General features: G+C 63.2%; 19 protein-coding genes. 8 read left to right on the top strand and 11 right to left on the bottom strand.

Going from position 1 to position 17857, the window contains the following annotated elements; translation table 11 throughout:
• Nucleotides 1-43 precede the first annotated feature (43 nt).
• Nucleotides 44-934: a sensor domain-containing diguanylate cyclase gene (locus ACT5M9_RS10080; protein ID WP_457981772.1), complete on the top strand. Its 891-nt coding sequence runs from the start codon at nt 44-46 to the stop codon at nt 932-934.
• 77 nt (nt 935-1011) lie between these two features.
• On the opposite strand, the gene ACT5M9_RS10075 is transcribed toward ACT5M9_RS10080, so the two are convergent.
• Entirely contained in the window at nt 1012-1650 is a 639-nt protein-coding gene (locus ACT5M9_RS10075) for an exopolysaccharide biosynthesis protein (protein WP_332504606.1), read from the bottom strand.
• A gap of 234 nt (nt 1651-1884) precedes the next feature.
• Here ACT5M9_RS10075 and ACT5M9_RS10070 point away from each other — a divergent pair, with 234 nt between their 5' ends.
• Nucleotides 1885-2502, top strand: coding sequence for an outer membrane beta-barrel protein (locus tag ACT5M9_RS10070; protein ID WP_457981773.1), 618 nt, complete (start codon nt 1885-1887; stop codon nt 2500-2502).
• 46 nt (nt 2503-2548) lie between these two features.
• Complete coding sequence (locus ACT5M9_RS10065; protein ID WP_457982032.1) at nt 2549-3073, top strand: GNAT family N-acetyltransferase; 525 nt, start codon at nt 2549-2551, stop codon at nt 3071-3073.
• Here the strand turns inward: ACT5M9_RS10065 and ACT5M9_RS10060 are convergent.
• On the bottom strand, nt 3054-3359 hold the full coding sequence (locus ACT5M9_RS10060) for a monooxygenase (RefSeq protein ID WP_457981774.1): 306 nt from the start codon (nt 3357-3359) through the stop codon (nt 3054-3056). The two genes, ACT5M9_RS10065 and ACT5M9_RS10060, sit on opposite strands and share 20 nt — an antisense overlap.
• Nucleotides 3360-3480: 121 nt before the next feature.
• On the opposite strand from ACT5M9_RS10060, the gene ACT5M9_RS10055 reads away from it, so the two are divergent.
• Complete coding sequence (locus ACT5M9_RS10055) at nt 3481-3813, top strand: winged helix-turn-helix transcriptional regulator (RefSeq protein ID WP_457981775.1); 333 nt, start codon at nt 3481-3483, stop codon at nt 3811-3813.
• A gap of 27 nt (nt 3814-3840) precedes the next feature.
• On the opposite strand, the gene ACT5M9_RS10050 is transcribed toward ACT5M9_RS10055, so the two are convergent.
• The 4 genes from ACT5M9_RS10050 to ACT5M9_RS10035 all read right to left on the bottom strand — a co-directional run bounded on the left by ACT5M9_RS10050 (nt 3841) and on the right by ACT5M9_RS10035 (nt 8512).
• Complete coding sequence (locus tag ACT5M9_RS10050; protein ID WP_457981776.1) at nt 3841-4275, bottom strand: N-acetyltransferase; 435 nt, start codon at nt 4273-4275, stop codon at nt 3841-3843.
• Between the two features lie 167 nt (nt 4276-4442).
• Nucleotides 4443-5477 carry an acyltransferase gene (locus ACT5M9_RS10045; protein ID WP_457981777.1) on the bottom strand — a complete coding sequence of 345 codons (1035 nt, stop codon included), beginning with the start codon at nt 5475-5477 and terminating at the stop codon, nt 4443-4445.
• 327 nt (nt 5478-5804) lie between these two features.
• Nucleotides 5805-6425: a PepSY-associated TM helix domain-containing protein gene (locus ACT5M9_RS10040; protein ID WP_457981778.1), complete on the bottom strand. Its 621-nt coding sequence runs from the start codon at nt 6423-6425 to the stop codon at nt 5805-5807.
• Between the two features lie 44 nt (nt 6426-6469).
• Complete coding sequence (locus ACT5M9_RS10035; protein WP_457981779.1) at nt 6470-8512, bottom strand: TonB-dependent receptor; 2043 nt, start codon at nt 8510-8512, stop codon at nt 6470-6472.
• Nucleotides 8513-8784: 272 nt separating this feature from the next.
• Between ACT5M9_RS10035 and ACT5M9_RS10030 the strand changes: the two genes are divergently transcribed.
• Both ACT5M9_RS10030 and ACT5M9_RS10025 read left to right on the top strand, forming a co-directional pair.
• Nucleotides 8785-9267 (top strand): GNAT family N-acetyltransferase, encoded by a 483-nt coding sequence (locus tag ACT5M9_RS10030; protein ID WP_457981780.1) that lies wholly within the window; start codon nt 8785-8787, stop codon nt 9265-9267.
• A 471-nt stretch (nt 9268-9738) separates the two neighbouring features.
• Nucleotides 9739-10476, top strand: a complete 738-nt coding sequence (locus ACT5M9_RS10025; RefSeq protein ID WP_457981781.1) for a class I SAM-dependent methyltransferase — start codon at nt 9739-9741, stop codon at nt 10474-10476.
• A gap of 238 nt (nt 10477-10714) precedes the next feature.
• Here the strand turns inward: ACT5M9_RS10025 and ACT5M9_RS10020 are convergent, their stop codons facing one another.
• Nucleotides 10715-11773, bottom strand: a complete 1059-nt coding sequence (locus tag ACT5M9_RS10020) for a porin (protein WP_457981782.1) — start codon at nt 11771-11773, stop codon at nt 10715-10717.
• 219 nt (nt 11774-11992) lie between these two features.
• On the opposite strand from ACT5M9_RS10020, the gene glpX reads away from it, so the two are divergent.
• A complete protein-coding gene (gene glpX / locus ACT5M9_RS10015) occupies nt 11993-13003 on the top strand; it encodes a class II fructose-bisphosphatase (RefSeq protein WP_457981783.1) in 1011 nt (336 codons plus the stop codon).
• A 257-nt stretch (nt 13004-13260) separates the two neighbouring features.
• A complete protein-coding gene (locus ACT5M9_RS10010; protein ID WP_457981784.1) occupies nt 13261-13512 on the top strand; it encodes a YkgJ family cysteine cluster protein in 252 nt (83 codons plus the stop codon).
• A 174-nt stretch (nt 13513-13686) separates the two neighbouring features.
• Here the strand turns inward: ACT5M9_RS10010 and ACT5M9_RS10005 are convergent, their stop codons facing one another.
• From ACT5M9_RS10005 to hemC, 4 genes are read right to left on the bottom strand one after another with little or no spacing between them, the layout of a single operon-like run.
• Nucleotides 13687-14850, bottom strand: a complete 1164-nt coding sequence (locus tag ACT5M9_RS10005) for a heme biosynthesis HemY N-terminal domain-containing protein (protein ID WP_457981785.1) — start codon at nt 14848-14850, stop codon at nt 13687-13689.
• Nucleotides 14851-14860: 10 nt separating this feature from the next.
• Nucleotides 14861-15931 carry a uroporphyrinogen-III C-methyltransferase gene (locus ACT5M9_RS10000; protein ID WP_457981786.1) on the bottom strand — a complete coding sequence of 357 codons (1071 nt, stop codon included), beginning with the start codon at nt 15929-15931 and terminating at the stop codon, nt 14861-14863.
• Complete coding sequence (locus ACT5M9_RS09995) at nt 15928-16662, bottom strand: uroporphyrinogen-III synthase (protein WP_457981787.1); 735 nt, start codon at nt 16660-16662, stop codon at nt 15928-15930. The genes ACT5M9_RS10000 and ACT5M9_RS09995 overlap by 4 nt, the downstream gene beginning before the upstream one ends.
• A gap of 46 nt (nt 16663-16708) precedes the next feature.
• Nucleotides 16709-17638, bottom strand: coding sequence for a hydroxymethylbilane synthase (hemC, locus tag ACT5M9_RS09990; protein WP_457981788.1), 930 nt, complete (start codon nt 17636-17638; stop codon nt 16709-16711).
• Between the last annotated feature and the right edge of the window lie 219 nt (nt 17639-17857).

The raw sequence follows: 17857 nt of genomic DNA, 5'->3' as shown, positions 1-17857 counted from the left end.
AAACAACACTGGGTCGCTCGACCGCGTAGTGAAAGGAACACAGATGACACTCTCGGTGGCACAACTCTATGAAGTGATGACCCAACTGCCCGATCCCGTCTTCATCCTCAGCGAGGATGGCTACTACGTGGAATACATCGGCGGGGTGGAGCAGCAGTCCTATCAGGACGGTAACCCGCTGATCGGCAAGCGATTGCTGGATATTCTGCCCATCGACAAGGCGCAGTGGGTGCTGGAGCAGGTGGCTCGCTCCTTCGCCACTGGCGAGGTGCAGGTGGTGGAGTACGACCTCTCCCCGGCCGAGGTGGAGGGCATCAACGCCGATGCGGGCCCCCAGGGGATGCAGCGCTTCGAGGGCAAGATAGCGCCGCTGCCATCCCTGTACGAGGGCAAGCGGGCGGTGGCCTGGATGACCCGCAACATCACCCGCCAGTACGAACTGCAGCAGCGGCTCAAGCGGCTCGGCGAGACGGATCAGCTCACCGGCCTCTACAACCGGCACTTCTTCTTCGAGCACTATCACCACAAGTTGCAGGGGGAGGGGCGCACCGGCCTCATCATGCTGGATATCGATCACTTCAAGCAGATCAACGATCGCTTCGGTCATCAGACCGGGGACCGGGTGTTGTGCAGCTTCAGCGAGTGCGTGGCCGCCCAGCTGCGGGCCGAGGACATGTTCGTGCGCAGCGGCGGCGAGGAGTTTCTGATCCTGCTGCCGCAGATCGACGAGCAGATCCTGTTGAAGGTGGCCGAGCGCATCCGCGTCGCGGTGGCGGCCATGGCACCGGATCCGGCCCCCATCACGGTGAGCCTGGGCACGACCCTGGTGCGCCCTGGGGAGACGGTCAGCGCCGTGCTGGCGCGGGCGGATGAGTGGCTCTACCGGGCCAAGCGGGGCGGGCGCAACCGGGTGGCCCACGACTCCGATCCCTGAACGGCAAGGCGTTCCAACGAACAAGGGCGACCCCAGGGTCGCCCTTGTCGTTTCTCCCGGCCTTGGCCGAGTTCGCTTTAGCTGAACAGGGTCGAGACGTTCTGGCCCGCCATCAGCAGCCCCAGGGCCAGCACGCTGAACCAGACGACGGTGGCGCTCACCAGGGCGTAGCCGGCGGCGACGAAGAGGCCGTCTCGCTGCAGCATGCCGATGGCCAGCAGCAGGATGGCCCAGGCGGGCATGGCGTTGGTGAAGGGAATGGCGCCGAGGGGCAGCATCAGCAACATGGCCGCCAGCATGATCAGCAGGCCGTTGCAGCGATTGATGGTGGTGCTGCCGGTCAGCAGCAGCAGGCGCGGGCGGATGAAGCGATCGATGCGGGCCAGCAGATCGGCCCCCTTGTGCAGGGTTGGCTTGAGCTGCTCGGCGGCGAAGCGGCGCTCCATCAGTATGCTGGGCAGCCAGGGCACCCGGTTGAGGGTGATGCCGATGCCGATAAACAGGATCAGCAGGCCAAACGGGGTGCTGACGCCCGGGATGGAGACGGGCAGCAGGAAGGGCACGGTGAGCAGCACGCAAAACAGCAGCATGCCCTGCTCGCCCACCAGGGTCAGCATCTCCCGCAGGCTGATGTGGCTCTCTTCGATGGCATGGGCCGTGGTCCGCAAGGTATCGGACAGCTTGTTCTGTGGGTCGTTGAGTTGCGCGGCAACCATTCCTGAAATCCTCGTCTGTGAATGCCACCTCTGTGGCGCCGCTAGCTTACGGGGTGGAGGTTAATCCCAGATGAATGGCGTAAACCGGATGGATCTTTATGGGTGCTCGGGACCACGCCCCTTGCCTGCCACCAAATCGGTGCGATACAGCCCCTATTTAGGATGGGAAGCGAAGGGCTCTGATATGCTTTTGGCACAACGAGTTGCAATCAACTGACGAGCAGGGAGAGGGCCGTGACAAGAGCGGGAATGATGGTGATGGGGCTGCTGTTGCCGCTGGGTCAGAGCTGGGCGGCCGAGGATGGGGATCTCAGTTGGCAGCTGACTCCCTTCATGGGTTACAGCTCGGCCATCGACTTTGACAAGGCGGACGAGCCGGCCCCGGCGCCGGTGTCGACCAGCCTGGACTCCTTGCAAGGGGAGAGCTCGGCCAACTGGGGCTTCTTCATCAGCAAGGAGGTGGACGGTCCCGGCATGATAGAGCTGCTCTACAGCCATCAGTCCACCCCAATGTCACCGGATCAGCCGGATCGACTGACGGTGGATACCCTGCACTTCGCCGGTGCCCTGACCCTGTCGGACAACATCATGGCCCCCTACATAGGCGCCGGGATCGGGGTGACCCACTTCGATGCCTACGGCAGCGAGACGGCCCCCTCCATGTCCCTGGCGCTCGGGGTGCAGCCACGCCTGACCAGGATGCTGGCGCTGCGGGCCGAGGTGCGCGGCTACGGCTCCTTGCTCAACGAGGACACGAATTTTCTCTGCAACCCAGAGGTGTGCGCCTTTCGGGTGCGGGGGGATCTGGTCACCCAGTGGCAGGCCAATGTAGGATTGACCCTGAGGTTCTGAGCCCCATGATGGGAGACGTTCCCACACCTTCAAGGCGCTGAATTTGCTGCAACCATTACCCTGCGAGTTACCTCTTCTGCTGACCCCGCGGCTGTTGCTGCGCCCGCTCAATGGGCAAGACAGCGCAGATCTGTTCGCCATCTACGGGGATCCTGCCGTGATGCGCTTCGTCGGGGAGCCGCCTTTTCCCGAACTCGCTACCGTGGCGCAGATGCTGGCGAGCGTCGAGTGCCTGCTGGCAGCCGGGGAGTCTCTGGAGTGGGGGTTGGTGGCGCTGGGCAGCAAGCGCCTGGTCGGCACATGCGGCCTGCACAGCTTCGAGGGGGATCTTCACCAGGCCGAAGTGGGTTGCATGCTGGCCCGGCACCATTGGGGGCAAGGGCTGATGGGGGAGGCGCTGGGCGCCCTGATGGGGTTTGCGCGGGAGCTGGGCCTGACCACGCTGCAGGCGGATATAGCGCCGGAAAACCTGCCCAGCCAGCGGTTGTTTCGGCGGCTGGGCTTCGTCTGGCAGCAAGATACTTATTACCAACTGAAGCTGGCTGACGAAATCAGGGGATACCGCGAGTGATCCGGCTCAGGGGCTCGTTGACCTTGAACAGCTTGTATTGCACGTCGCTCGCACCCATGGCGAGCACCCGCTGCTCGTGCATGGTCGCGTAAGCGAGGGCGCTCTCCTCATCCTCGAACAGATAGATGCCGCCGGCCTCTCCTGTGCTCGGGTTCTCGGTCCAAATCTTGGAAATGAAGCCGGGCTCCCGGGTGATGGATTCGGCCAGCGGCAGCGCCGCCTCGGTCAGGGCCGGCCCCATCATCTCGCGGGGGAAGTTGAAATGGATCTGCAGCAGGCTGGGCATGGTCGACCTCTCGGTGGGCTGGAATGGCTGAGTCCACATCATAAGAAGCCGGCATCTTGACTGCAAGAAGGCACCTTTTCGTGGCATAGTTACCCCAAAGTAACCACTCATGAGACTTGCCGTGACCTCTGCCCTTTGTCCCGCCTACGAGGTGCTGCGCCTGCTGACCGGCAAGTGGAAGCCCGCCATCCTGTTTCATCTGCGCGAGCAGACCCTGCGTTTCGGGGACTTGCGTCGCTGCCTGCCGGATGTGAGCCAGAAGGTGCTCACCGCCCAGCTCAAGGAGCTGGAGGCCGATGGGGTCATCCGTCGTACCCTCTACCCCGAGGTGCCACCCAGAGTGGAATACGCCCTGAGTCCGCTCGGTACCACCCTTATCCCCTTGCTGCAACAGATGCATGACTTTGCCCTGATCCACGGTGAGCTGTTGGCACGCAGTGATCTCGGCGAGTGAGTCTCCCCTGCGATCCTCAGGGCAGTGCTAGCCTTTTGCCGACCAGCGCATGCGCCACTCAGGACTGTTTGTATCACTGTCCAACCCTTCCTCCTCGATCTGGAAACCCTGAGAGAGATAGAAGTCGCAACTGGCCCTGTTTTGCTGATACACCCGCAGCCGAAGGTGCTGTCGCTGCTGTTTCGCGTGAGCGAGCAGGGCCTTGCCATGGCCGCGCCCCTGCTTTCCTGGCGCGACAAAGATGGCTGCCAGATTTTCTTCGTACAGGGAGTAGAAGCCCAGAACGACAGCATCCTGGCAGAGCAGCCAGTTGTCGGCGGCAGGCAGATAACGTTCCCGCATCGGGTCCAAATTGGTATGCCAGTATGCTGGCGAAATGAAATGGTGAGCCTGCAGGGACGCCTCCAGCCAGATGGTGAGGACTGCCTCCGTATCGGCAGGGGTGAATGCGCGGATCTGCATGATGGTCTCGCCTGGATTGATGATAAAGAGGGCATGGTAGCAGGGGGCGTTCCGTCGTCACCTCATGGGGGGCCAAGTTGTCGCCCCCATCACAACTGGCCTGATGGTGTACGGCTGAGCCGCCCCGACTGGGCGCGGCTCCTATCGCTGTCATTACCAGTGTGCGTTCAGCGAGCCCGCAGCAGCCAGCGGCTGGCCGGGATGACCTCCAGCAGTCGATAGGCCAGCAGGGAGCTGGCGAGCAGGGCCGGCACCTTCAGCAGTTCCCACCAGAGGTGTTTGCCTTGCGGACCGAACACCATCAGCCAGACCACCAGCATCATATGCACGCAGTAGAGGCCGAGCACCTTGGGGGCCTGGCGCGCCAGCCAGCTTCCCTCGCCCCAATGGGGGTTGGCCAGCAGCAGGCCGAACAGACCCAGGGCCCAGGGGATGGAGCCCAGCAGGAAGTCGTGACGATTGAGTGGCACCTCGGCAAAGCGCAGCAGCCCCCAGGCCTCCAGGGCGTAGAGGGCGAGGCCCACCCCCAGCAGACGAATACTTGAAGCAGTATCCGGTCGCCAGTCGCGAGCCTTGAGATAGGCGCCCAGGGCCACAAACAGCAGCGAGAAGAAGGGACCGTTGCGGGTCAGCAGGGCCCATTCACCGCCCAGCAGCGGTTTGCCATAGGAGCCGCCGAGCAGGGCCAGCAGATAGAGCAGGGCGCCCATCACCAGCGCCAGGCCGGGGAGCCCGATACGTTGGCACAACCCCAGGATCAGTACCGCCAGCATCAGGGCGGGCAGGAACCAGAGATGTATCATGCCGCCGACCAACCAGGCGTTGAGGCGATCCCCAATCTGCATCTGCCACTGACCCGCCATGGTCGGCAGATAACCCTGCTGCACCGCCGCCAGCGGGTTGAAGGGTACCAGCAGGTAGATGAGGCTCCAGCCCAGCCAGAGCAGCAGCAGGGGGCGGCAGTAGCGCAGCGCCACTCCCATGGGATCCTGGTTCAGCCTGGGTTGCAGGAAGTAACCGGCGCACAGGAAGAACAGGGGCACGGCGAAGCGGCACAGCTGGTTGATGATGCCCCCGAGCCAGAGATAGAAGGGATCACCCCAGAGGCCGGGATCGAAGGGATTGCTGAAGGGGGAGATGTGAATGGTCATCACGGCCAGGATGGCCAGTACCCGCCCACACTCTATGCTGGCGATGCGCATGATTCCTCTCGGGATCTGGAGTTCTGGCCGCACCCTAACAGCCGCGCCTGACCCCCGCCAGCCGTGGTGGCCGCAACTGTGACCCGGACCTGCGCCCGGTTACCCTTTGTTACCTCCCCCGAAAAAAACGTTACCCCCTGTGGCAACCTGGTCACGCTCTGACTGCGAGACCGTGATCCAGGCTCATGCGCTGCTCGGAATCCTCATGTGTGTTTACACACTCCGGTTCCTGCGCTGCTCTTTACCTTGCTGACGACCTCTCGTCGCAGATCGTGAACAGGTTCTGAGAGGGAGATCCCGCTTCGGTGCAGGTAACAGGGCTGGAGTCTAGAGCAGGGCGATCAGCAGGGTGGCGAGGGCACCGCCCAGCAGCAAGGCTATACCACGGCGGGACGGGCCGTGCAGCTTGTTCCACATCAGCAAGCTGGTGAGGGCGAGCAGCAGCAGCGCCAGGGCGGCGAGATCCCCCATCAGTTGCCAAGAGAGCCCAGTGCCCATGCCGCGGTGCAGCCGGTTGAGGCTGGCGGCGAAGTTGGCCTGTTGGCGCTCGATGCGCACCTCAAGAGTGCCGACCACATAGCTGGCGGCCAGGCTCTCGCTCAGGGTGACCCCCTTGAGCTCCCAGCGCGCGGGCAGGGTGAGGGTACCGTTCGGGGTGGGCAGGGTTTGGGGTGGGGTGATGGCGGTGCGCGCCTCTGCCAGCCCGTCGGCATAGTGTTGTTGCAAGAGCGTCGTGAGCGCGGCGGGATCCGCCAGCGGTGTCGTCAGCGCCAGGGTCTCGCTCTGCTTGTCGGTATGGGGGCCGGGCAGGGGCAACACGGCCCTGTGCTGCAGCCAGAGGCCGGTGAGGCCGTAGATCAGCATCAGTGCCAGGGTGGCAAAGCCGGCCCAGGCGTGGATGCGGCGCACCCACTTGTTGTTGTGGAGCGGAAGTTTCTTGGTTTTCATACGTATCTGGCCGGCTTGCGCCGGCCAGTCTGGTCAGGAGGGGATCAGAAGCGGTAGGCCGCGGTCAGGTTCAGCTGACGGGGGCTGCCCGGCATGATCTGGGAGGCGCTGGTGGCGCTGACGTAGTACTCGTGATCGGTCAGGTTCTCCACGCTGAGCTGGGCATCCCAGTGCTGCCAGCGGTAACCGGCGCGGGCGTCATAGCGGGCGTAGCCCGGCAGCACAGTAGTGTTGGCGTTGTCGGCGAAGCGATCCCCCACCGCCGTCACCCCGGTTTCCCCATACCAGCCCTGCGGGCCGCTCTGGTAGCCGGCGAACAGCTGGCCGTTCTCGCGGGAGACGTTCATCGGTCGCTTGCCTTGCAATTCCGCATCCGCCTTGACCTGCTCCGCGTCCTGAATGGCGACGCCGCCGTGCAGGTAGATCTCGTCGGTCAGCTGGGCACGGGCGCTGAGCTCGATGCCGTCGGTGCGTTGCAGGCCGGTGAGGATCACCTTGGTGGGATCCAGCGGATCCTTGCTGCGCTTGTTGTACATCTCCAACCGGTAGATGGAGAGGGTGGTGGCCAGCTTGCCATCCAGCCAGTCGCTCTTCACCCCACCCTCATACAGCCGGGTGTGCTGGGGATCCAGGTTGTTGTTCTTGTCCCCCGGGGTGATGCCGATAAGCTCGCCGCCGACCGGGGTGAAGGTCTTGCTGTAGGAGGTGTAGAAGGCGTGCTCCTCGATGGGGTTCCACACCAGGCCCAGACGCGGGCTCAGGCTGGTGACCGAGAGGGTCTCCTCCTTGTCGAGATCGTTGCGGCGGCTGGTGACGGTGAACTCGTCCCGGCGCAGGCCGCCGAGCAGGTGCCAGTCACCCAGGCTGAGCTGATCCTGCACATAGAGGCCGTAGCCACGCACCTTGTGGTTGGCGTCGCTGGAGAGCTTCATGGCACCGTTGTAGGTGGGCAGTGAGCCCGGATCGTACAAGTTGCCCGGCGGGATCGGGGTGGCGTTCTGGTACAGCTTGGGAGTGCGCTCCTGCCAGCTCTGCTCCAGCCCGACCAGCAGGCGGTGCTCGACGGGGCCGGTCTGCAGCTGGCCTTCGGCTTCCGTGTTGCTGGTCAGGCTCTTGGCCTTGAGATCCTGTTGCCAGCGGGCGCGGGTCACCTGGTCGCCCTTGACGCTGGTGACATAGGTGTTGTCGAACTGGCTGTCGAGGGTGGTATAGCCGAGTTGCTGGCGCAGCTGCCATTGCTCGTTCAGATCCCAGGTCAGCTGGGAGCGGGTGGACTGGGCCACGTCATCTATGTAGTCGCGGCTGGTGTCGCTGTAGACGCTCTCGATGGGTACATCGGCGGGGCGGCCGTTGACGCCGGGAATGCCGCGATCCGGGGTGCGATCGCTGCCGTTGCGCTCGTACTGCACCAGCCAGTTCAGGTTGTCGGTGATCTCCCAGTTGGCGGACGGAGCCAGCAGAGTGCGCTTGCTGGTCACCCCGTCGCGGAAGCTCTCCTTGTCTTCCTGCGCCATGTTGAGGCGCAGTTGCACCCGCTCGCCGGCCTCGGCATTGAGATCCGCGGCGAGGCGCTGGCTGTCGAAGCTGCCGACCCGGGCGGTGACGCTGGAGGCCTGGCCCCGCTGGGGCTTCTTGCTGACCCGGTTGACGATGCCGCCCGTGCTGCCACGGCCGTAGAGCACGGCGGCCGGGCCCTTGAGCACCTCGACTCTCTCTATGTTGCCAAGGTCGCGGGTGTACTGCATGTCGTCGCGCAGGCCATCCAGGTAGAAGTCGTTGCTGGCGTTGAAGCCACGGATGTTGACGCCGTCGAAGCGGGTGTCGCCGCTGGCGTTGACCCCGGGAATGCCGCTCAGGGCCTCGCTCAGGGTCGGTTGGCCGTAGGCGGTCAGCTCGCTGGCGGACACGCTCTCTATGGTCTGGGGCACCAGCTTGGCCGGGGTGGCGGTACGGGTCGCGGTGGCGACCTCTTCGTGTTGACTGCGTTTGCCGACGACGGTGAGGGTCTCGTCCTCGGCCTGGGCGCTGGCGCAAAGGGACAGCAAGGCGACGCCCAGCAGGGCGCGCGGGTGGTTGGGGTTCTGCATCTGCGTGTGACTCTTCTAATCGACCTGTTGGCCTGAACTTATTGATTTATTAGTAATTATTAAAATGCTCCCGAACTGGGAGGGCGCTAATGATATTTATTTTCATTTGGCTGGCAAGGCAAAGATGCAAAAAGTCCACACCTACGACCAGTTGGATCGCCAGATGGCGCCTATCAGGGTGTTTATGCGTATCGGGCGAGTCTTGGTAAGGGCGAGGCGCTGGTTTACCATCGGCTCTCATCACCCATCTCAGGGACTCGGAGGAGAGAAACATGGACGAGATCATCAGGGCAGATCTTCACAACCGGCAGCACGGCGAGGCGCTGGTCTATCTGCTCAACGAATACGCGAAAGACGAGATGGGGGGCGGCAGTCCCCTCACGGATGAGGTACAGGCGAACCTGGCCAAGGCGCTGGCGGCGAGAGCGAACGCCCATGTGTTGCTGGCCTGGGTGGATGGCGAGCCCGCCGGGGTGGCCACCTGTTTCGAAGGCTTCTCGACCTTCGCCTGCCAGCCCCTGCTCAACATTCACGACATCGCCGTGCACCCGGACCATCGCGGGCGTGGCCTCGGCAAGCGCCTGCTGGCGGAGGCGGAGCGTCTGGCCCGGGAGCTCGGTTGCTGCAAGCTGACCCTGGAGGTGCTGGAGGGCAACAAGGTGGCGCAGGCCGCCTATCGCGCCAGCGGTTTTGCGGGTTATGAGCTGAGCCCAGAGGTGGGGCGGGCTATGTTCTGGCAGAAGACGCTGCCGTGAGCCGCCTGGCAGAATCGAGACAGTCTGCTTGTCATCGGGCCGATCAGCCCCTAGAGTGACGCCCAATTTCTCCATTCTCTCAACGGCCAGCCTTGGCCCGGTGAATCAGATGACCCTTTATGCCTCGGATCAGCGAGTGACCCGAGTGAACTCCGAACAGATGCGCACGATGAAGCATTGTCCGGAGCCCGGGGAGGCCTGAGCCTCCCACTCATTCATCGCATCGTTGCCTATCGGAGCCCGTGCTGACACAGGCGCCGAGTCGCGATCGTGCGAATGAATCAAGGCCATAGACGCTGCCTCGTCTATGGCCTTTTTTGTTGGCCCGCATCCTGGATGCGGGTACGAAACAGAGCAGAGGCCCGCCCGGGTTCTCTGCTTTTTTATTGTCTGCAGCGGCAGGCTGGTATGCTCATCGAGGGCCATGCCGCCGCACTTGCGGGCCTGTAACGTTCATGAGGAAACAGTGAGATGTCACAAAATATCTATGATAACCCAGGCTTTTTTGAAGGTTATGCCCAGTTGCCTCGCTCCCAGCAGGGGCTGGCTGGCGCCCCTGAGTGGCCTGCGTTGCAGGCCATGTTGCCGCCCCTTGGCGGCAAGCGGGTGCTGGATCTGGGTTGCGGCTATGGTTGGTTTTGCCGCGCCGTCAGGGAGCAGGGAGCGGCCGAGACGGTCGGCATCGATCTCTCCGCCAGGATGCTGGCCCGCGCCGCTGAGCTGACCCAGGATGCGGGGATCCACTATCGGCAGGGGGATCTGAGTCGACTAGATCTGGCCGGTGAGTCCTTCGATCTGGTCTACAGCTCCTTGGCGCTGCACTACCTGCCGGAAGTCGCCCCCCTGTTCGCGCAGATCCACGGCGCCCTGGGGGCGGGCGGCAGCTTTGTGTTCTCGGTGGAGCATCCCATCTTCACCTGCCCTCAGCCGCAAGGCTGGCTGGTGGATGAGGAGGGTCGTCGCTCCTGGCCCATCAACGGCTATCAGGCGGAGGGCAAGCGGGTCAGCAACTGGCTGGCGGACGGGGTGATCAAGTATCACCGCACCCTGGGTACCTATCTCAATGCGCTGATCGCGGCGGGATTCGAGATCCGTCACGTGGAGGATTGGGGCCCCACGGCCGAGCAGATCGCTGCCAACCCGGCGCTGGCGGAGGAGGCCGAGCGCCCCATGCTGCTGCTGGTGTCGGCGCAAAAGCCGCTGGGCTGAGAGCCTGTTCATGATCTTGCTGCGAGGCCGTGATCAAGGCTCATGTGCTGCTCGCTTATGTGTGGTAAAGAGGCTCATGTATTCACATACACTCCGGTTCCTGCGCTGCTCTTCACCTTGCTGACGACCTCTCGCGACAGATCGTGAACAGCTTCTGAGATCAGAGGGGAATAGAAACGGCGCGCAGAGGGTTCTGCGCGCCGTTTTTCTATGGTGTTCAGCTTAAGTCAGGCCCGACTTAGAAGTCGTAACGGGCCGCCAGCTGGAAGTCATCCTTGGTGTTCAGCTTGCCGCTATCCTGGCTGTCCAGGTTATTGATGCGGTACTCGCCGATGACTCGCAGGTTCTTGTTGAACTTGTACTGGGCACCCAGGGTGTAGTAGTCGATGGAGTCGTAGTCGGCCTTGCCGTCCTGCTCGACCTTCTGCTTGTTCCACAGGGCCATCAGGCCGATGCCGTTCTCGAAGTTGTAACCGAGGGCGGCTTCCCAGCCGGTGTGATCCTTGCCGGTGGCGAGGAAGTCGGTGCCGTCGGCGTAGCTCAGGGCGGCGTAGACGGCCTTGTTGTCATACTTGGCGGAGAGCAGCCACAGCTTGGCGTCTTCCTCGTTGCTCTTGTCGCGGATCCCCACGTTGTAGGCCGTGCCCAGCGCCAGGTTGAACGGGAAGGTGTAGGAGACGGCGGCGCCGTAGGCGGCATCGCTGTCCTTGCTGGTGGTCTCTTCGGTGTCACCACCGTCGAACTTGTAGCTGGTATCGACCTGGAAGCCGTTGAACAGGCCGGAGTACTTCAGCACCGAGCCGGCGCGGTTGGTGGCGAAGGTGTCGGTCTTGGCGCCGAGGGCGTCGTTGCCATAGCCATCGGAGAGGGAGACGTCGGTCCAGTTGGCCAGCATGCCGGGGGCGCCTTGCTGACGACCGAAGGTCACGTTGCCCCAGTCGGCGCCGACCCCGGCGAAGGCCAGACGGGTGCGCAGGTTGTCGGAGTTCTCGCTGACGGTCTTCTCGCTGTCGTTGATGTAGAACTGAAGCTCGTACTGGGCCAGGGCCTTGAGGCCAGGATTGATGGCGCTCTCTACCTTGGCGCCCAGGCGAACAAACTGGTTGGCACCCTGTTTGTCGCTATATTCGTTCTTGATGTCGCCGTTGGCATCCAGTTCCTTCTTCTCTCCGAAGAATTGACCGGCATAGATGCGGCCGTAGATGTCCAGCATGGTGCTGTCATTCTTGTATACTTCGACGGCTTGAGCCTGGAAGGCCGCGGTGAGCGCCAATGCGACTACTGTCAGCTTTTTCATCTTAATCCCTTGTGTTGCAAGCTTCTGTTTTAAAAGACGGGGCCATGCTAGAAGCGGCAGATGACAGCGGGGTGACCGTGCCGTGAACAAGGGATTGCGGTTTGGTGTCATTCCGATGAAAGCCGCGATTTATGTGGCGATCCGCCACTTTTACGCGCAAAGGTTTGCCCTTGTGATAGAATGCCGCCCGTTTTCGGGCTCCAAAGGTTGGATATTGCGATGAGACGTGAACTGGCAATCGAGTTTTCCCGAGTGACGGAAGCGGCTGCTCTGGCTGGCTACAAGTGGCTCGGACGTGGTGACAAGAATATCGCCGATGGGGCGGCCGTGGCGGCCATGCGTCACATCCTCAATCAGATCCAGATCGACGGTGAGATTGTGATAGGCGAAGGGGAGATCGACGAGGCTCCCATGCTCTACATCGGCGAGAAGGTGGGCACGGGTCTGGGCGACGCGGTGGATATCGCGGTCGATCCCATCGAAGGTACCCGCATGACCGCCATGGGTCAGGCCAATGCCCTGGCGGTGTTGGCGGTCGGCGACAAGGGCTCCTTCCTCAAGGCCCCCGACATGTACATGGAGAAGCTGATCGTCGGTCCCAAGGCCAAGGGCGCCATCGACCTCGATCAGGCCCTGGAGCTGAACCTCAAGGCCGTGGCCAAGGCGCTCGGCAAGCCGCTCTCCCGCCTGACCGTGATCACCCTGGCCAAGCCGCGCCACGACAAGGCGATCAAGGAGATGCAGGGACTGGGCGTGCGCGTGTTCGCCATCCCAGACGGCGACGTGGCCGCCTCCATCCTGACCTGTCTGCCGGACAGCGAAGTGGACATGCTCTACGGCATCGGCGGCGCACCGGAAGGAGTCATCTCGGCGGCGGTGATCCGCGCCCTGGACGGCGACATGCAGGCTCGCCTGGTGCCGCGCCATCAGGTCAAGGGTGACAGCCCGGACGTGCGTGCCCTCGGCGAGCAGGAGATCGCCCGCTGCGAGGCCCTCGGCATCGACGTGACCAAGGTGCTCAAGCTGGAAGATCTGGCCAAGAACGACAATGTCATCTTCTCGGCCACCGGTATCACCAAGGGCGATCTGCTGGAAGGCATCACCAGCGACGGCGTCATGGCGACCACAGAGACCCTGCTGATCCGCGGCAAGTCGCGTACCATCCGTCGCATTAAGTCGATCCACTTCCTGGATCGCAAGGACAGCGTGGTGCGGGATATCATCCTGTAAGAGGGATGAGCGCAGTGGCGGCAAGTCGCGTACTCTCATGCCGCCGCATCGAGTCGATCCACTTCCTGGATCGCAAGGACAGTGTGGTGCGCGATATCATCTTGTGATGCGTCAATGCCGTCATTGGAACGCCAAAGCCCGACACCCGTCGGGCTTTTTGTTGCCTGCGGCAGGGCGCCGTGCTTTCGGGCAGGGATAAGGCTTAGGAGAAATCCGACTCCTTGCTACACTGCTTCGCCCTACTGAGGAAGAATCACATGGAATGTCGTCAGGGCTGCGGTGCCTGCTGCATCGCCCCCAGCATCAGCAGCGCCATTCCCGGCATGCCCCAGGGCAAACCGGCCGGCGTCCCCTGCATCCAGCTCGATGCCGAGCTCGGCTGCAAGATCTTCGGTCAGCCCGAACGCCCGGCGGTGTGCAGCGGCTTTCGCCCCATGGCGGATGTGTGCGGCACTCACAGCCAGGAGGCCATCTGGCTGATCGGCGAGCTGGAGCGACTGACGGCCTGAACGCCCGGCCCTCTCCCTCAGGAAGAGGATGCTTGCCTGTCGCCCCTCATCCCGAGCCCTTCTCCCGCGAGGGGAGAAGGGAGAAAAGCGTGGCAACATCATCCGGAGCAACACCAATAGAAAGAGGCCGCATCATGCGGCCTCTTTTTCATTCGATGACTCAATGGCTAGGGATCAGATCCCGGCCAGCTCCAGGGCCTGGCGATAGTACTCGTTGGCCTTGTTGGTGAGCCGGCGCTTGTCCATCAGCTGGCCGAGGGCGTGGCAGAGGGCCGGGCTCGGCGCCTTGGCCACCTCCTGCTCCAGCAGGCGCTGGGCCTCATCCAGCTGACCGGCCAGCAGATAGACCTGGGCCAGTGCCGCTTCGGCGCCCGGTTGATCCTGCATCTTCTTGAGCTGGGTCAGCATGGGCTGGTAGTCATCCAGCTTGAGTTTGGGCAGGCGGGCGAACAGCTCGGCGGCGGGTTGCTTGCGCAGTGCCTCCAGCCAGAGCTCGGCCGCTTCGCTGTCGGCACCGAGCCGGCGCAGACGATCCCCGTAGCTGGCGAGCAGGGCGGGATCCTGGCGCAGCTTGCGGGGTAGCTCCTGCCAGACCGGGCGCAGGTTGTCGAGGGCATCCCCGGCGGCCTCGAGACGGCCACACCAGGCCTGTTGCAGCAGATCTTCCTCCTGCTGGGGGGTCAGCTTACCGACCTTGCGCAGGGCGGGGGCGAGATCGACCAAGGCCGCCCAGTCCTGCCGTGCCAGATAGACCTGACGTAGCTGGTCCAGCACCATGGGATGGCGCGGATTGAGGGCATAGACGGACTCGAGGCGACCGAGGGCGCTGTCGTACTGCCCCTGCTCTATCTGCAACTGGGTCTGGATCAGGGTCAGCGCCAGCTCGGCCTTGGGGTTCTCCTCCTGGGCCTTCTGCAGGTAGTGATCCCGGCGAATGTCATCCCCACGGGCCTGGGCCACCTTGGCGGCGCTCAGGTAGTTGAGCAGCGGGGTGTCGCTGTTGTCGGCCCCCTTGATCAGCAGCTTCTCGGCCTGGCTATAGTGCCCCTCGGCCATGGCCAGGGTGGCGTTGACGGTCTGCAGGTTTGCCTTGCGGCGGCGTCGGGAACCGAACCAGCCCTGGGTCTTGCGGCGCAGGCCGAATACCCGGGTCAGCAGCCACTCGACGATGAGCAGGGCGCCGTAGAACAGCACCGCCAAGATGACGGCGCTGGTGACCGAGGACTCCACCGTGTAGTTGCCGAGGGAGATGAGCACATAGCCCTTGTTGCCGGAGGCCTGCGGGCCGAAGATGAGGCCCGCCACCATGACGGCGACGATGACGATAAGACGGATCATGGTGCTCTCCTCAGTTGCCGGCCAGGATGCGTTGCAGGCGCTCGGTCAGCACCTGTTCCAGCATGGCCTGGGTCTTGAACTGATCCGGATAGTCGAACTGGATCTGCTCACCCTTGAGCTTGTCGAGCTCGGATTGCATGTACTGGGTGGCGCTGTTGTCGACGTCGAAATACTGGGTCAGCCAGCGCTCGGCCTTGTCCAGGCTGTCGGTGTAGAGCGCCTGCTGCTCACGATAGACGGCGAGCTGGGCCTGCAGCAGCTTGGTCTTGAGGTTCTCCCGCAGGAAAATCTCCTGCTGGGGGGAAAGCAGGGCCTCCACGGCGCCATCGCGGCGACGTATGGTGATGAAGTTCTCGGTGAACTTGACCCAGTTCTTCTTGAGATTGCTCTCCCACTCGTCCGGGTTGGTGCTGACGGCCTGGTCGGCCTCGGCCTTGGCTTCCGGCATGCTGACGGTGGAGAGGGGCAGCAGCTCGATCTGATCGGAGAGGGCGGCGAGTTTCAGGGTCAGCCCCTCGCGATCCACCCGCGGCATGCCCTTGAGCTGGGCGATGTCTTCCGCCAGCGCCTTGCGGATGGGCATCAGGCTGGGATCGTTGAGGGCCTTGATCCGCTCGTCGGCGTTGCCGAGCAAGGTGATGGCGGAGATGAGGTCATGTTCGAGCCACAGCTTGCGCCCTGCCATGCGGACCAGGTATTCGGATTCGGCCAGCATCCAGTCGTTGGGACGCTTGTCATCCAGATCCAGAACCTTGTGCTGCAGGGCATCCAACGCCTCCTGCAGTTGCTGCTGGCTCTTGCCGAGGGTAGCCAGCCGCTCGGCATCCTGGCTGTTGCTCTGATCCAGCTTGCCCATGACATCGGCCAGCTGCTGCTTGAGGGCACCGATCTCCGCCTGCTGGGTGACGGCATTCTTGTGGCCGTGCAGATAGAGCCCGCCGGTCAGCCCCAGGGCTAGCAAAATGGCGACACCGCCGAGGAGAGCGCCGGAGCGGCCCTGCTTCTTGCCTGCCACCTCGTTGGCCGCAGGGGCCGCACTGCTCGGCTGGGATTTGACCTCGGGTTCTTGTTGTTCAGTCATTCCATTTTCCTCAGTTCCAGGGCGGCCACCAGAGCCTGGTTGGATGCACCTTGGGCAATCACGATACGGGTAAAGCCAGCCGCCTCGGCCTGCTCGGCCACGCGGGGGCTGGGTACCACCAGCAGGCGGTCATAAAGCCAGGGCTGCTGCTGGCTTGGCACCAGTTCCAGCAGCCGCTGCAGCAGTTCACCACTGGTGATGAGCAGGCTGTCGAGGCCGGCACTCTGCCAATGGCGGGTCAATGCGTCCCCGTCGAGTTCGGGGTAGTGGCGCTCATAAGTGGCACAATAGTGCACCAGTGCGCCGCGTGAGGCCAGTGTACTGGCGATGAGATCCCGCCCGCCATTGCCGCGCAGGATCAGCACTCGCTTGCCGGCGACCGCCTGCAGGGTGGGCAGCAACAGCAGCCCCTCGCTGCGGGGATCGTCCGGACAGAGTGCCTGGATGCCCACTTCGGCGAAGGCGTCGGCACTCGCCTGGCCAACTGCAAAGTACTCAATATGTGGCCAGGTCAGACCAGTTTGCAACAGAAAATGATGAGCGAAATGAATCGCATGCATGCTGACGGCGATGACGATGTCCGAAACGGACAGCAATTCTGGCAGACGGAAGAGCTCGTCCCCCGGCCGGGTTTCCAGCAGAGGGCAGCAGAGGGGGTGGTGGCCTTGCTGGCGCAGCAGTTGCGCCAGCTCGACAGCCTGCTCGGCCGGGCGTACCACCAGCGGGATCATCCAATCCCCCTCATCGACAGGGGCCGGAGGGCTGACCGGCCTGCCTTCATGGGTGGTACACCTCGGCCAGGATGACGTCGGCGCCATCGGCCAGCAGGCGCTGGGCCAGGGCATGACCGAGGGCCTCGCCGTCCGCCAGGGGACCGCGGATCTCGTCACGGATGATACGGCTGCCATCCGGACTGCCCACCAGGCCACGCAGCCAGACCTCGTCCCCTTGTACCAGGGCATAGGCACCGATAGGCACCTGACAACCCCCCTGCAGGGCGCGGTTCATGGCACGCTCTGTCAGCACCCGCACCCGGGTCTCGCCGTGTTCGAGCGGTGCCAGCAGGGCGTGCAACTCGTGATCGTCGACGCGGCACTCGATGCCGACGGCACCCTGGCCGTTGGCGGGCAGGCTCTGCTCCGGTTCGATGAAGGCGGTGATGCGATGGCTCATCTCCAGCCGTTTCAGGCCGGCGGCGGCGAGTATGATGGCGTCGTACTCACCGGCATCCAGCTTGGCGAGACGGGTGTTGACGTTGCCACGCAGGTCACGGATCACCAGATCCGGGCGGTCGGCCCGCAACTGGCACTGGCGGCGCAGGCTGGAGGTGCCGACCACTGCACCCTGGGGGAGATCGCCTATCTGCTTGAAATGGTTGGAAACGAAGGCATCGCGCGGGTCTTCCCGCTCGCAGATGGTGTGCAGGCCGAGCCCCTCGGGGAACTCCACCGGCACGTCTTTCATGGAGTGGACGGCGATGTCGGCGCGCCCCTCCAGCATGGCAGTTTCCAGCTCCTTGACGAACAGGCCCTTGCCGCCCACCTTGGCGAGGGGTGTATCCAGGATCTTGTCCCCCTGGGTGCTCATGGGCACCAGTTCGACGTGCAGATCGGGATAGAGCGCCTCGAGGCGATCTTTCACGAAATTGGCCTGCCACAGGGCCAATGGGCTCTTGCGAGTGGCGATTCTCAGGGTTCGGGCTGCCATATCAATCAGTTGTTTCATCTTTAGTGAGGCAAACGATCTTATCACCCTTTGCAGGGGCTTTCATGGCGCAGCCGGCAAAAGCGGGGGCAGGCTCAAAAAAGGCGGCTGAAAATGATTTTCATTAATCCGTTATGGATATTTAATTGATTGAAAACATTGAAATTTATTACTTTCCTACGATACCATTATTGACACCACCAGAAATAATCCGGTGATTCC

The sequence above is a fragment of the Aeromonas sp. AE23HZ002T15 genome (assembly GCF_054165525.2).
This window is presented reverse-complemented; position numbering and strand designations above follow the sequence as displayed.